Genomic DNA, 14,267 nt, shown 5'->3' with positions numbered 1-14,267 from the left:
CGGGCAAGAATTGCAGCAAGGCGGTGCAACCGGACTCGCAAATCCCGGTTGCACCCCTTAACTGATCGGTTAAGCTTCCTCGCAAATGGCGGCCTGAGTCCGCCAGTTGCGAGAGGACAAGGCCGGTGCATTTCCACCCCAAGTATCATGCCGCCCGCAATCCCGATCGCGCCGCTGTGATCATGGGCGGCAGCGGCGAGGTGGTCACCTATGCGCAGCTCGAGGCCAAATCGAACCAGTTCGCGCAGCTGCTGCGCTCGCACGGGCTCCAGATCGGCGATACGATCGCACTGTGCCTTGAAAATCGGGCCGATTTCTTCGCTCTGGCCTGGGGCGCGCAGCGGGCTGGCCTCGTCTACGTCGCCGTCTCGTGCCGCCTAGCCGCGCCTGAGATCGCCTATATCGCGCAGGACAGTGGCAGCCGCCTGCTGATCGGTTCGGCATACACCGCCCCGGTGCTCGACGAAGTGGCAAAGCTGGCCCCTGAGGTGCCGCAATTGCGCTTCGATACCGAAGGCCCCCTTTCACTCGACGCCGCGCTGGCGGCGCAGCCTGCCACGCCCATCGCGGACGAGCGCGCCGGCTGCGACATGCTCTATTCCTCGGGCACCACGGGCAAGCCCAAGGGCGTGCGCATTCCGCTTCCCGAAGACCCCGAGATCGGCGCGGTCAATTCGCTGATCGGCATTGCGAACCAGGCCTTCGGCATCACCGGCGATGCGGTCTATCTCTCGCCCGCTCCGCTCTACCACGCCGCGCCATTGCGCTGGTCGATGACCATTCACCGCATGGGCGGCACCGTGGTCGCGATGGAGAAGTTCGATCCCGAGTATGCCCTCGAACTGATCGAGAAGTACAAGGTCACCGACAGCCAGTGGGTGCCGACTCACTTCGTTCGCATGCTCAAGCTGCCCGATGACGTCCGCACGAAGTACGATATCTCCAGCCTCAAGTGCGCGATCCATGCCGCTGCGCCCTGCCCGGTGCCGGTAAAGCAGGCGATGATCGCGTGGTGGGGGCCGGCCTTGCGCGAATACTACGCCGGCACCGAAGGCAACGGCTTCACCTTCATCGCCAGCGAGGACTGGCTGCAGCGTCCCGGCTCGGTCGGTCGCGCGATTCTTGGCACGATCCGCATCTGCAACGAGGAGGGCGAGGAGGTTCCGCCGCGCACCGAAGGCCAGGTGTTCTTCGAAGGCGGCAATGCCTTTACCTACCACAACGACCCCGACAAGACGCGCGACGCCACCAACAAGCACGGCTGGACCAGCCTTGGCGATGTGGGCTGGGTCGACGAGGACGGCTACCTCTTCCTGACCGACCGCAAGAGCTTCATGATCATTTCGGGTGGAGTGAACATCTACCCGCAGGAGATCGAGAACCTGCTCGTCACCCATCCCAAGGTGGCCGACGTCGCCGTGATCGGCGCGCCCGATCCCGACATGGGCGAGAAAGTCGTTGCGGTCGTCCAGCCGCGCGACATGGCCGAGGCTGGTCCGGCACTTGCAGCCGAGCTGACCGAGTGGCTGAACCCGCAGCTTTCGCGCGTGAAGATGCCGCGCCAGATCGACTTCCGCGAGGAGCTGCCCCGCGAACCCACCGGCAAGCTGTTCAAGCGCCTGCTCCGCGACGAATACAAGCAGGCCTACGAAGCCGCGCAAGCGGCCACGGTCTGAGGGAGGACAGGACAATGGCAAGCGTTCCAGTGGTTCCGGCTGAGGTGGGCCGCGCCGTCATCGACCCCAAGTCCTACGGCACGTGGGACCCGTTGCTCGACCAGTTCGATGCCCTTCGCGCCAAGGCGCCCGTGGCCCGGGTCGTCGCGCCCCAAGACGAGCACGAGCCGTTCTGGCTAGTTTCGGGCTTCGACGAAGTGATGAAGGTCAGCAAGGACAATGCGACTTTCCTCAACCGGCCCAAGTCGGCCGTCTTCACCCTGCGCGTCGGAGACATGCTGGCCCGCTCGATCACCGGCGGGAGCCCGCATCTGGTGGATTCGCTCGTCGCCATGGACGCGCCCAAGCACCCGAAGCTGCGCCGCCTGACGCAGGACTGGTTCATGCCCAAGAACCTGTCGAAGCTTGATGGCGAGATCCGCAAGATCGCCAACGAATCGATCGACCGGATGCTGGCGGCGGGCGAGGAAGGCGATTTCATCCCGCTGGTCGCTGCGCCCTATCCGCTCCACGTTGTCATGCAGATCCTCGGCGTGCCGCCGGAGGACGAGCCGAAGATGCTGTTCCTGACCCAGCAGATGTTCGGCGGGCAGGACGAGGACATGAACAAGTCCGGCATCAAGGACCTGCCGCCCGAACAGATTTCGCAGATCGTCGCCGGCGCCGTGGCCGAGTTCGAGCGCTACTTTGCCGGGCTTGCTGCCGAGCGCCGCCGGAACCCCGGGGAGGACGTTGCCACCGTGATCGCCAATGCCGTGATCGATGGCGAACCGATGAGCGATCGCGATACGGCGGGCTATTACATCATCGTCGCCAGCGCCGGGCACGACACCACCTCGGCCTCCTCTGCAGGAGCCGTGCTTGCCCTTGCCCGCGACCCTGACCTGTTTGCCCGCGCCAAGGCCGACCGCAGCCTGCTGCCGGGCATCGTGGAAGAGGCGATCCGCTGGACTACGCCAGTGCAGCACTTCATGCGCACCGCCGCACGCGACACCGAACTTGGCGGCCAGCAGATCGCCGAAGGTGACTGGCTGATGCTGAACTACGTCGCGGCCAATCACGACCCCGCCCAGTTCCCGGAACCGCGCAAGTTCGACGCGACGCGCCCGGCCAACCGGCACGCTGCGTTCGGTGCGGGGTCCCACCAGTGCCTCGGCCTGCACCTCGCCCGCCTGGAAATGCGCATCCTGCTCGATGTGCTGCTCGACCGGGTGGAGAGCCTCGAACTGGCGGGAAGCCCGCGCCGCGTGAATTCAACCTTCGTCGGCGGGTTCAAGGCGCTGCCGCTGCGCTGGAAGGCGGCGTAACCGGGGTGACAACCGGCAGCACCGGCCTCACAATGGGCTGGTGCTGCACTTCCTTCCCGGCCCGCTCCACCGCACCCTGCTGCGCACTGCCCATGCCGCGCGGCTGTGGTACTGGCGCATCACGCGCAAGCGCGTGCGCGGCTGCAACGTGATCGCCGTCAATGCCGCAGGCGAAGTGCTGCTCGTCCGGCACAGCTACCACGCGCGCGACACGTGGATGCTGCCAGGCGGAGGGCTGGGCCGTGACGAGCGCCCGGAAGTGACAGCCTCACGCGAACTGTTGGAGGAGACCGGCTGCATCCTTGATGCGCCGCGTCACCTTGGCACGGTGGTGCTGGACCGCAAGGGCTGGACCAATGCGATCGAACTCGTCGTCGGGACGACAGGGGACCTGCCCGCCGCCGATGGCCGCGAGATCGAGGAAGCACGCTTCTTTGCGGCCGAGGCGCTCCCGGCAAACACCAGCGGCCCGGTGCGAGAGATGGTTGCGCGCTGGCTGGCCGATCAGAACGGCAGTTCGGCCTGAAGCACCGGCGCTGCGGCGCCCTCGTCGCCGTCCTCGGCCTCTTCGCCTTCCAGCGCCGAGAGCGTCAGCCCCATCAGCCGGATCGGCTTGGGCAGCGGCAATTGCGCATCGAGCAGGTCGCGGGCGAGTGCGGCAAACTCCTCCTTCCCTGCGATCGGGCGCGGCAGGGACCTGGCGCGCGTGCAGGGGATGAAATCGTTGAACTTCATCTTGAGCGTTATCGTTCGCCCGGTTGCCCCGCTGCGCGCGATCCGCTCCCACACGATCTCGATGATCCGCTCCAGTGTCTCGCGCAGCGCGGGGCCGGAGGAGATGTCCCGCTCGAACGTCCGCTCGCCGCCGACCGACTTGCGCGGCCGGTCTGCCTTGACCTGCCTGAGGTCGATCCCCCGTGCCGCGCGATAGAGATAGTCTGCCGAACTCCCGAAGTTGGCGCGCAGGAAAGCCAGGTCCTTGGCCCTCAAGTCAGCGCCGGTCTCTATGCCCAGCCTGGCCATCTTCTCAGCGCCGCGCGGCCCGATGCCATGGAAGCGCCGCACCGGAAGCGAGCCGACGAACTGCGCCCCTTCGCCCGGACGGATCACGCAGAGGCCATCCGGCTTGTTCTGGTCGCTGGCGAGCTTGGCGAGGAACTTGTTGTAGGACACCCCGGCGCTTGCCGTAAGGCCGGTCTCGGCCCTGATGCGCTGGCGGATCAGCTCGGCGATACGCGTGGCCGAACCGATCCCGCGCACATCATCGGTCACGTCGAGGTAGGCCTCGTCAAGGGAGAGCGGCTCGACATGCGGCGTGAAGTCCAGGAAAACGCTGCGGATCTGCTGCGACACTGCCTTGTAGACATCGAAGCGCGGCTTTCTGAAGATCAGGTCCGGGCACAATTGCACCGCACGCGCCGAGGGCATGGCCGAACGCACCCCGAACTTCCGCGCCTCGTAGCTTGCCGCTGCCACCACGCCGCGCCCGGACGATCCGCCGACGGCCACGGGCAGGCCCCGGATCGAGGGATCGTCGCGCTGCTCGACGCTGGCGAAGAAGGCGTCCATGTCGACATGGATGATCTTGCGCAAGGCAATCGCCTGACGGTCAGGCTCGTCCTGGTCTCGCGCAAATTCCATGTGCCCACGATACTCCGTTTCGCATTGCAACATAAACCCGGTTTTGGGGGATGGGATTTGAAGCCATTCTCGTTCAAAGGGTGATTATGCCCGCTAACGATTCCAACACCCTGCGCGCGCCGCGCACGATGGGCGAGCGCGAGACCATCGCGATGATGGCGCTCGTCATGGCGATGCAGGCGCTCGCCGTCGATGCCATGCTGCCCGCGCTTGGCGACATTGCGACGGATCTTGGCGTTGCCGATCCCAACCGCCGCCAGCTGGTGGTCGGCACGTTCCTGCTCGCCTCGGGCTTTGCCTCACTGCTCCCGGGTTCGCTGGCGGATCGCTATGGCCGCCGCCCGGTCCTGCTGACCTGCATGGCGATCTACATCCTGTTTTCGCTGGCCTGCGCGCTCGTCACTTCGTTCGACGGCATGCTGGCGATGCGCGTGGGGCAAGCGATCGGCTGCGGCGGGCTTGCCGTTCTGCCAGGTGCCATCATCCGTGATCGCTTCTCGGGCGATCAGATGGCCAAGCAGATGTCGATCATCTCGGTGATCTTCATGGTCGTGCCGATGCTTGCGCCGAGCATTGGGCAGGTCGTGCTGCTGTTTGCCGGGTGGCGCTGGATCTTCGTGCTGCTGGCCGTTCTGGCCACGGGCATGGCGGCATGGCTATATATCCGCCTGCCTGAGACGCTGCACCCCGAATATCGCCAGGCGATCCGCCCGATGACGATCGCGAAGAACATGGGGCACGCTGCCACCAACCGCTCGGCCATCGGCTACGTGCTGGGCGGTTCGCTCACTTTCGGGGCGATGATCGGCTATGTGAACTCCTCGCAGCAGCTCGTCGGCGAACACTTCGGCGCGGGCAAGATGTTCCCCGTGCTGTTCGGCTTTTCGGCGCTGATGATGGCCTGCGCCAGCTTCTCCAACTCGCGCATCGTCGAGCGCTTCGGCGCGCGCCGCGTCTCGCACACGGCGGTAATCGCGTTCATCCTCGTCAGCGCGCTGCAGACCTTCTCCTCGAGTCTGGAAGGGCAGACGCTGTGGCAGTTCATGCCGCTGATGATCACGAACATGATCCTGATCGGCTTCATCGGCGCGAACTTCGGCTCGATCGCGCTGCAGCCGTTCGAACGCACGGCAGGGAGCGCCAATTCGATGCACGCCTTCCTGCGCATGGTGATCGGCTCGGTCATCGGGATCTTCGTCGGCCAGGCCTACGACGGCACGGCGCATCCGCTGGCGCTCGCGCTGCTGTCAGCAGGCGTGCTCAGCCTGCTGCTGGTGCTGTTCAGCGAAAAGGGGAAACTGTTCCGCCGTCTGCACCCGCCGGGCACACCGCGCCCGATCGTGCTGGAGCATTGATCTGAACCTCGCCACCGGCGAGGTTCGGGCGGCACCGGCCCGCAAGATCCGAAACGCCAGTTTCGGATCAAAGAACTCTCAGGCGCGCAGGCTCAAGGCATTATCCGCGATCAGCGCCAAGGCCTCTGCTGCGGGTTGCGGCCGCCCCAGATGATACCCCTGCATGAGCCGGATGCCCAGAGCGCGCGCCGTGCTGGCCTGCGCTTCGTCCTCGACGCCCTCGATCGTGCAGTCGATGCCAAGCTGCCAGGCAAGTGAAACGATCGTGCCGACGAGGGAACGCGCACCCGGGTCGGTGGCGAGGGCGCGGGACAGTTCCTGATCGATCTTGATCATGTCGAGCGGCAGGCTGTGCACCTGATTGAGACTTGACCAGCCCGCGCCAAAATCGTCCAGCGCGATGCGGAAACCGCGCGCCCGGAATGCCAGCAATTGTGCTTCGGCGCGCTTGGGATCTTCGAGCAGGGCCCGTTCGGTAACCTCCAGGATGATCGAATGCGGCGGCGCCCCATGGTCTTCCACCAGGCGCGCTAGAGCTTCGGCCGTGCCAGTCCGCATCACGTCGCGGGGGCTGAGGTTGATCGCCAGCCAACGTCCGTACTTCCACGCCGGGCATTCGGCCAGGGCGCGCGCCATGACCGTGCGGGTCATTTCGCCGGTCCGCCCCGTCGCTTCGGCAAGCGACATGAATTGCCCCGGTGCCAGCCAGCGCTCGCCATCGGGGCTCCAGCGCACAAACGCTTCGAGGCCGATCACGCCGCCGCTCTCGGCATCGAGGATTGGCTGGTAGACGAGCTTGAGCCGGTCGGCGAGATTGCTTTCGTTGAACAGGCGGGTGATTGCAGCGCGATCCTGCAGCTCGGCCTCGTCGTCCGGGCTGAAGACGACGACGGCGCCATCGGAAAGCTCCTTGGCCTTGTAGAGCGCGGCGTCGGCCCGTTCGAGGCAATCGCTGACGCTGCGCCCGTCCATGCGATGGACGCCAATGGAGCCGGAAAAGCGCAGCACTGCACCACCGTGCAGCACCGGGGCGCGCAGTGAATCCGAAAGCGCCGTACCGATCGCGAAGGCGGCTGCGTGATCAAGCGAGGGGTCGAGCACCACGGCGAATTCATCGCCTCCAAGCCGACCGAAGCAGCGCACACGCTCCATTCCGCCAAGCCGATTCGCCACGGCCTGGAGCACGGCATCGCCTGCCGCGTGGCCATAGGTATCGTTGATGTGCTTGAACCCGTCGAGGTCGATCAAGGCAAGCCATGCCCGTTGCACGCCCCTGCCGCTGCGTTCGATATCCTCGGCCAGCCGATCGAGGATGGCGCGACGGTTGAGACCCCCGGTCAGCGGATCGATGGTTGCCTGGAGCAGGTTCTCCTGCGCCAGCCGCGCCGCTTCGCGCTCTCGCCGGGTCAATTGCTGACGCGACAGTTCAAGCCGCACGAAATCGCGGTGGTGGCCGTTGGTGATCAGCAGCAGCAAGGTCGTCACCACCACTTGCACCAGCACGACCATGACCGCATTCGGATGCCCGCTGAAGAGGATCTGGCCAGTGGTCGGGATCGTTGTCGCAATCGCGATGCGCAATGCCGTCATGGGCGAATGGCCGAGGCCGAGAATCCCGGAAAACAGCGTAACGGCAAAGATATAGTGGATGAAGGATTGCGCTTCCCAATCACCATGGACGTAGAGCGCCATGCCCCACAGGGCGAACAGGAAACTGGCGAATGCTCCCAGCCAGCTCATCGAGGCGAGATCACGCCGGAGAACCGCCGTTGCACGCCGCTCGACCGCGGCCGGTCGCCAGTAATATGCCCGCCACAGCGCAAAGCCGCCGAGGAATATCGGTCCCGGCGCGATCAGCCAGCCAGGCGCGATATGGCGAAACCGGAATGCCACAAGCAGCATGTCGAAGACGACGACGAGATAGAGAAGCGGCAGGCGATGCGACAGGCTTCGCGCATAGGCGAGCGTGAAGTTGTCGCCCTCGCGCTGCTGCCAGCTGGAAGAGAAGGGACGAGCATTGCGCAGCGGACGGCCGAAGCGCCGTCCGCGAGCGACAAGACTGCGCAACCCGGTAAACATGGCTGCGCGGATAGCACCAAGGCAGTTAACAGCGCGTAAGGGTCAATTCCGAATCGGGTCTATCTGGCGTGGCAAATCATCGCCTTAGCTTTACGCGGAAAGCGCCGCGACCAGCTCCTTGACCTTCTTTTGCCGCCACTGCGGCAGGGGTGCGACGAGCCAGTAACCCTTGCGTGATGTCACGGGTTCGCCCTGCACGACCACGCGGCCCATGCCGATCGCATTGTCGACCAGTTGATAGGGCACGTGCGCCCGGCCCAGCCCGGCGCTTGCTGCGCTGATCGCGGTTCCGGCGTCGCCGACCGAGAAGCCGACATCGCCGCCGCCCGGTGCAGGATCGCCGGGCCAGCCGATCCACGGGCAATCGGGCGCGGCATCGGGCGCGGCCACCGTCACCATCAGCGGCTGGCCCAATGCGATGCCTTCCAGTTCACCCGGCCCCTCGGCCCAACGCACCGCAAGGTCGAGATTGGCTTCGGTGAAGTCGATATCGGCATCGCCTCCCACGAGCGAGAAGCGCATCTGCGGATTGCCGGCGCGAAACGCCGCAAGGCGGGGTGACAGCCACGCGGCGAAGAAGTCGCGCGGGCAGGCGATCGTGTAGACATGGCTCGATTGCCCGGCCTGCATCGCCTGCACACCTTCTTCAAAGCGCAGGAAGCCTTCGCGGATCGCATCGAGACCGGCAATCGCCTCGTCGGTGAGTTCAAGGCCCTTCGAAGTGCGGCGGAACAGCACGACACCGAGCAGGTCTTCCAGCGCGCGGATCTGCTGCCCGACCGCCGCCGGCGTCACCGCCAGTTCGTCGGCGGCGCGCGTGAACGAGAGGTGCCGGGCCGCAGCGTCAAGCACGCGCAGGCCATTGAGAGGGAGATGGGTCCGCTTCATTGCGAACCGGATTTAGTTCGCCGGAGCCGGTGCCGCCAGAGGAAAGAACGGAATCGCCACATCGAACAACGAGCCATCGGCACGCTGCATCGTGTAATGGCCCTCCATGCTGCCATGGTGGGTGCCAAGCGGGCAGCCGGAGACGTAGTCGTGGCTCTGCCCCGGCTGCAGGACGGGCTGTTCGCCGACGACGCCATCGCCATCGACGAAGTTGATCATGCCCCGCCCGTCGGTGATCCGCCAATGGCGCGACAGCAGTTGCACCGGCTGGTCGCCGTCGTTCTCGAGACGGATATGATAGACCCAGAACCATTTGCCTGCTTCCACCCGCGACTGTTCGGGGAGGAAGTTCACGGCGACTCGCACCGTGACGCCTTCGGTGATGGCGGCATGCTGGAAGAGCTGCTTCATGCCCATCAAACTATCGCAAACCGCCAGATGTTCCAACGCCGATGTGCAACTTTGTGCCGCCTGCCCATGAAGGCATTGCCCAAAAAGGGTGGCAGGCGCAGAGGATGACGCAATGCTGATCCGCGCCCCTGCCATTCTCTGCTCGGTCCTGCCCAACGGCGAACACGGCGCGATCATCCGCGTGCTGACCGCCGACCACGGCCTTGCCGCCGCCTATGTCGCCGGGGCGCGGGGGCGCGAACTGCGGCCCGTGCTGATCCCTGGGAACCTGATCGAGGTTGAAGTGCGCTCACGCACGGTTTCGCAACTGCCATCTGCCCGCGTCGAGCTCGTGGCAAGTCGGGGGCCGTGGCTGTCGGAACCACTGCCCAGCGCGGGGATCGGCTGGGCCTGCGCGCTGACCGCCGCGACACTGCCCGAAGGCCACCCTTACCCGGTGCTCTACGAGTCGCTCGTCGCCTTGCTCGATGCGATCTGCCATGCCCCCTCGGCCCGAGGATGGGCACGGGTCCTGGCTGGCTACGAAGTGCTGCTGCTGCGCGAGGTCGGATATGGCACGGCCCCAGCCCCTCCGCCAGACGAGCAATGGCCCGATCTGCTGGCCCGTCTGGAGCGTCAGGGCAAGGCCATCGCCAACCGCCTGCTTGCCGATCGCACGCGCGATGTTATGGGGGCGCGCGCGATTCTGCTCGGCCGCCTGAGAAGGATTGGCTTCGACGCATAAGCGGCGAGCGAGTGCAGGGACGAAGGGGTATTTCATGAAGATTGCGGTTCTGCCCGGTGATGGCATCGGTCCCGAGGTGACGCGTGAAGCGGTCCGCGTGATCGAAGCGCTCGGCCTGCCCGGCATCGAGATGAAGGAAGCCCCGGTCGGCGGCGCGGCCTACAAGGCCTATGGCCATCCCCTCCCGGCCGAGACTCTGGAGATCGCGCGCCTTTCCGATGGCATCCTGTTCGGTGCGGTAGGCGATCCCGATTGCGATTCGCTCGAACGCCACCTGCGCCCGGAACAGGCGATCCTTGGCCTGCGCAAGGAACTGACGCTGTTCGCCAACCTGCGTCCGGCCAAGGTCTTTGCCGGCCTCGAAGGACATTCCGCCCTGCGCCCCGAGGTGGCCGGCGCGATCGACATGGTCATCGTGCGTGAGCTGAATGGCGACGTCTATTTCGGCGAAAAGGGCTTCCGCACTGCCGCCAACGGTGACCGCGAGGGCTACGACGTCATGTCGTACAACGAATCCGAAGTGCGCCGGATCGCCCATGTCGGCTTCCGCACCGCGATGGGCCGCGCCAAGCGCCTGTGCTCGGTCGACAAGGCCAACGTGCTCGAAACCAGCCAACTGTGGCGCGACGTGGTGATCGAGGTGGCCAGGGAATATCCCGAGGTCACGCTCGAGCACATGTACGTCGACAACGCCGCGATGCAGCTCGTCCGCGCGCCGGGCAAGTTCGACGTCGTGCTGACCGGCAACCTGTTCGGCGACATTCTCTCGGACCAGGCCTCGATGTGCGTAGGCTCGATCGGCCTGCTTGCCTCGGCTTCGCTCGGCGAGCGCCAGACCGCGCACGGCACCTTCGGCCTTTACGAGCCGATCCACGGTTCGGCCCCCGACATCGCTGGCCAGGGTCTTGCCAATCCGATGGCAACGATCCTTTCGGCGGCGATGCTGCTGCGCCACTCGCTGGGGCTGGCAGCAGCGGCAGACCGGGTGGAGGCCGCCGTGGCCAGGACTCTGGCCGATGGCGTGCTGGGCCGCGATCTTGGCGGTAGCGCCGGGACGACGGAAGTAGGTGACGCGGTGCTCGCAAGGCTCTAAAGGCCCCGTCCGATGCTCCAGCTAGCCGTTATCCTTCCGACCTATCGTGAACGCGCGAACATCGCGCCGATGGTCGCGCGTCTCGACGCTGCGCTGCAGGGCGTGGCGTGGGAAGCGATCTTCGTTGACGACAACAGCCCCGATGGCACCGCCGACGAGGCGCGCCGCATTTCGCTTACCGATCCGCGCGTCCGCGTGATCGAGCGGATCGGTCGCCGCGGCCTTGCCTCGGCTGCGATCGAGGGCATGTGCGCCACGGCTGCCCCGATCGTCGCGGTGATGGACGCTGACCAGCAGCATGATCCCGAACTGCTGCCCAAGATGCTCGCTGCGGTCGAAAGCGGCGAGTATGACCTCGCTTATGCCTCGCGCTTTGCGGAAGGTGCGAGTACCGAGGAATGGGGCCGTCCCGACCGCGTCAAGGCGTCGGGCCTGGCCAACCGCATCGCCAACAAGGTGACCGGCGTCGAACTGTCGGACCCGATGAGCGGCTATTTCATGCTTCGCACCGAAACGCTGCGCGCGGACGCGCACCGTCTGTCCGGCGTCGGCTTCAAGATCCTGCTCGATATCCTTGCGACGGTCGACCGCCCGCTCAAGGTCAAGGAATTCCCTCTCAACTTCGTCGCCCGCATCGAGGGCGAGAGCAAGCTGGACCAGACCGTAGTGTTCGAATTCCTCGTAGGCCTGTACGACAAGTGGCTCGGCCGCATCATCCCGACACGCTTCGCGCTGTTCGGCACCGTTGGCGCCATGGGCGTCGCGGTGCAACTGGGCGCGCTGTGGGTGCTGCTCAAGGTCATTGCCGGCGAACGCTTCGTCTATGGCAACTGGTCGGAAAGCGCGACCTTCAACACCGCCAACACGCTGGCGGCGATCATCGCCATGACCTTCAACTTCGTGCTCAACAACGAGCTGACCTATTCCGACAAGCGCCTGCGCGGCTTCGGCCCGCTGCTGCGCGGCTGGGCGCAGTTCGGCCTTACCTGCTCACTGGGCCTGCTGACCAACGTCGGTTCGGCTGCCGTGCTCAAGACCATCGGCTTCCACAGCGTGGTTGCGGTGATCGTCGGCATCGTGCTCGGCTCGGTGTGGAACTTCGCGCTGTCCTCGCGCTTCGTCTGGGGCAAGTACTGATTTGCGCGCGGTCGCGGGGCTTCCGGGACCGCAAGCGCTTCTGCTCGGGTTGACCGGCGCAGGGGCTCTGTTCAGCCTGATCGATACGCCTTACCCGGCACTCGCGCCGCTCCAGAACCTGCCGACGCTGTTCATCGTTGCCATGCTCTGGCTCGCGCTGCGTCGTTGGCCCATGCCGACAAGCGCGATCATGTGCATCGCGGCATTCATGGCGCTGCACACCATCGGCGGGCGCTACATCTACTCGTACGTGCCCTACGAGCAGTGGCTCGGCGCACTTGGCCTGCCCTCGATCGACCATGCTTTCGGCTTGGGTCGCAATTCATGGGACCGGCTCGTTCATTTCAGCTTCGGCGCCTTGTGGGCCTGGCCCATCGCCTGCTGGCTTGCGCGCCATCGCGGGCTTTCGCCTGCGCTGGCCACCTACATCGCGGTGGAGTTCGTGCTGGCAGGCAGCGCGCTTTACGAAATCTTCGAGTGGCAGCTTACCGTGGTCACGGCCGGGCCGGATGCAGATGCGTATAACGGGCAGCAGGGCGATGTGTGGGACCCGCAGAAGGACATGGCGATTGCGGGGCTTGGCGCTCTGACCACCGCAGTCTGGCTACGGCTGCGCGCTATTTCCAGCTATTGAGCCAGGTATAGTCCCGGTAGGAATCCTTGCGCGGCAGTTCGCCTGCCGAGAGGATCGGGTAGAATCCGATAAACAGACCGAACGACAGCACCAGCGTCACCTTGGTCGGCCAGCGCAGGCCCAGATCCCACCACTCGCCCAGGACCAGCGCAAGGGCGGCCAGCAGGAAGCAGCTGGCCAGCATGTAATGGTAGTAGAACTGCACCGGCTTGCCGTTGATCGCCCAGAAGCCGACGAGCAGGACATAGGCGGCGAAGACCAGCAGGTGGAGCCGCTTTGCCCCACCCTTCATGCCTTTGAACCCGTCCCACGCACAGAACAGCAGCGCGGGCAGCCCGGCGAGCATCGTGAACGGATTGCCGATCATCAGCACACCACGCTGCGCACCATCGACCTCTTCATAAAGGAACCAGATCGCCCGGATGTTGGCCACCCACTGCCACCACACGCTCATGTAGGTGTGCGGCTTCTTCACGCTGTCCTGCAGTTCCAGCATGTATTGCTGCCAATGCCACAGCCCGCCTACGGTCATCGGCTGCTTTTCATAGAAGAAGGCGGGCAGGAAGGTGGCAAGATAGACCACCACCGGGACCACCCCCAGCCATAACGCCGCCTCGACCAGCGAGACACCTGGCACCGGTCCGGCCTCGCGCGAGGCCCACAGGAGGCCACTCCTCCTGCCCTTCAGCGCCTCCCAGCGGTTCAGTGCAAAGACCAGTCCGGGCAGCGGCAGCAGAAGCGCGCCATTCCACTTTGCGCCCAGCGAAAGCCCCATGAACACGCCCGCCAGCAGCAGGTGAGACCGCGCCAGCAAGGCCTTGCCGGAAGGATTGCGCCAAGCGAGCGCCCATTGCCACATGGCCAGCGCCATGAACCCGGCCATCGCCATGTCGAGCAGGGCAATCCGCGACATCATGAACCAGATGAAGTCCGTTGCCAGCAGCAGGCCGAACAAGACCGTGGCCGAACGGGAAAAGCTCGCCCACCACAGCGCCCGCATCATTGCCCAGAGCCCGAGCCCGCCAAGCACGGCCGAGGGGAAGCGCCAGCCGAACGGGGTATCGCCGATCAGCTGCATCGACCAGGCGATCAGCTGCTTGGCCAGCAGGGGATGCTCAGGGTTCAGCCGCGACGTCAGGTCGATCAGCCGTCTTGCCGCCGGCAAGTAATGCACCTCGTCGAACATAGGCTTTGACGGAATGCCAAGCCGGTGCAGCACGAGTAGGAAGAACGCGGACGCGATGACCGCGCACCAGAATGCAGGGTCTTTCTCGCGCGGGGCTGCGGTCTGGAACTGTTGCGTCATGCGTCCTGACCGATAG

At 65.4% G+C, this 14,267-nt stretch carries 13 protein-coding genes; 8 read left to right on the top strand and 5 right to left on the bottom strand.

What is annotated here, in order from left to right; translation table 11 throughout:
• The first annotated feature begins 125 nt into the window (after positions 1 to 125).
• Genes IM701_RS01535 through IM701_RS01525 form a run of 3 tightly spaced genes read left to right on the top strand, consistent with a single transcriptional unit; the run spans position 126 to position 3,509 of the window.
• Entirely contained in the window at positions 126 to 1,676 is a 1,551-nt protein-coding gene (locus tag IM701_RS01535; RefSeq protein WP_193827575.1) for an acyl-CoA synthetase, read from the top strand.
• Between the two features lie 14 nt (positions 1,677 to 1,690).
• The gene (locus tag IM701_RS01530; RefSeq protein ID WP_039336420.1) at positions 1,691 to 2,983 is read left to right on the top strand and encodes a cytochrome P450; all 1,293 of its coding nucleotides are present in this window, start codon (positions 1,691 to 1,693) and stop codon (positions 2,981 to 2,983) included.
• Positions 2,984 to 3,023: 40 nt separating this feature from the next.
• Positions 3,024 to 3,509 carry an NUDIX domain-containing protein gene (locus IM701_RS01525; protein WP_052242579.1) on the top strand — a complete coding sequence of 162 codons (486 nt, stop codon included), beginning with the start codon at positions 3,024 to 3,026 and terminating at the stop codon, positions 3,507 to 3,509.
• On the opposite strand, the gene dinB is transcribed toward IM701_RS01525, so the two are convergent.
• Entirely contained in the window at positions 3,488 to 4,624 is a 1,137-nt protein-coding gene (gene dinB, locus IM701_RS01520; protein ID WP_193827574.1) for a DNA polymerase IV, read from the bottom strand. The genes IM701_RS01525 and dinB overlap by 22 nt on opposite strands.
• A gap of 86 nt (positions 4,625 to 4,710) precedes the next feature.
• On the opposite strand from dinB, the gene IM701_RS01515 reads away from it, so the two are divergent.
• Entirely contained in the window at positions 4,711 to 5,979 is a 1,269-nt protein-coding gene (locus IM701_RS01515; protein ID WP_039336505.1) for a multidrug effflux MFS transporter, read from the top strand.
• Between the two features lie 78 nt (positions 5,980 to 6,057).
• Here the strand turns inward: IM701_RS01515 and IM701_RS01510 are convergent, their stop codons facing one another.
• From IM701_RS01510 to apaG, 3 genes are all read right to left on the bottom strand, one after another.
• Positions 6,058 to 8,058 (bottom strand): bifunctional diguanylate cyclase/phosphodiesterase, encoded by a 2,001-nt coding sequence (locus IM701_RS01510; RefSeq protein ID WP_193827573.1) that lies wholly within the window; start codon positions 8,056 to 8,058, stop codon positions 6,058 to 6,060.
• A gap of 90 nt (positions 8,059 to 8,148) precedes the next feature.
• Positions 8,149 to 8,946, bottom strand: a complete 798-nt coding sequence (locus IM701_RS01505; protein WP_039336417.1) for a LysR family transcriptional regulator — start codon at positions 8,944 to 8,946, stop codon at positions 8,149 to 8,151.
• A gap of 12 nt (positions 8,947 to 8,958) precedes the next feature.
• Positions 8,959 to 9,357: a Co2+/Mg2+ efflux protein ApaG gene (apaG, locus tag IM701_RS01500; protein ID WP_039336501.1), complete on the bottom strand. Its 399-nt coding sequence runs from the start codon at positions 9,355 to 9,357 to the stop codon at positions 8,959 to 8,961.
• Between the two features lie 112 nt (positions 9,358 to 9,469).
• On the opposite strand from apaG, the gene IM701_RS01495 reads away from it, so the two are divergent.
• Genes IM701_RS01495 through IM701_RS01480 form a run of 4 tightly spaced genes read left to right on the top strand, consistent with a single transcriptional unit; the run spans position 9,470 to position 12,945 of the window.
• Positions 9,470 to 10,081: a DNA repair protein RecO gene (locus IM701_RS01495; RefSeq protein ID WP_193827572.1), complete on the top strand. Its 612-nt coding sequence runs from the start codon at positions 9,470 to 9,472 to the stop codon at positions 10,079 to 10,081.
• Positions 10,082 to 10,115: 34 nt separating this feature from the next.
• Positions 10,116 to 11,174 (top strand): 3-isopropylmalate dehydrogenase, encoded by a 1,059-nt coding sequence (leuB, locus tag IM701_RS01490; protein WP_039336413.1) that lies wholly within the window; start codon positions 10,116 to 10,118, stop codon positions 11,172 to 11,174.
• 12 nt (positions 11,175 to 11,186) lie between these two features.
• The gene (locus IM701_RS01485; RefSeq protein WP_193827571.1) at positions 11,187 to 12,311 is read left to right on the top strand and encodes a glycosyltransferase family 2 protein; all 1,125 of its coding nucleotides are present in this window, start codon (positions 11,187 to 11,189) and stop codon (positions 12,309 to 12,311) included.
• Position 12,312: 1 nt separating this feature from the next.
• Entirely contained in the window at positions 12,313 to 12,945 is a 633-nt protein-coding gene (locus IM701_RS01480; RefSeq protein WP_193827570.1) for a DUF2238 domain-containing protein, read from the top strand.
• Here IM701_RS01480 and IM701_RS01475 read toward each other — a convergent pair.
• On the bottom strand, positions 12,929 to 14,251 hold the full coding sequence (locus IM701_RS01475; RefSeq protein WP_062347491.1) for a phospholipid carrier-dependent glycosyltransferase: 1,323 nt from the start codon (positions 14,249 to 14,251) through the stop codon (positions 12,929 to 12,931). The two genes, IM701_RS01480 and IM701_RS01475, sit on opposite strands and share 17 nt — an antisense overlap.
• Positions 14,252 to 14,267: the final 16 nt, after the last annotated feature.

Source organism: Novosphingobium sp. ES2-1, assembly GCF_015169775.1.
GTDB classification, from domain to species: Bacteria; Pseudomonadota; Alphaproteobacteria; order Sphingomonadales; family Sphingomonadaceae; genus Novosphingobium; species Novosphingobium subterraneum.
Note: the sequence above shows the minus strand (reverse complement) of the source record. Positions and strands in the feature narration are given on the sequence as shown.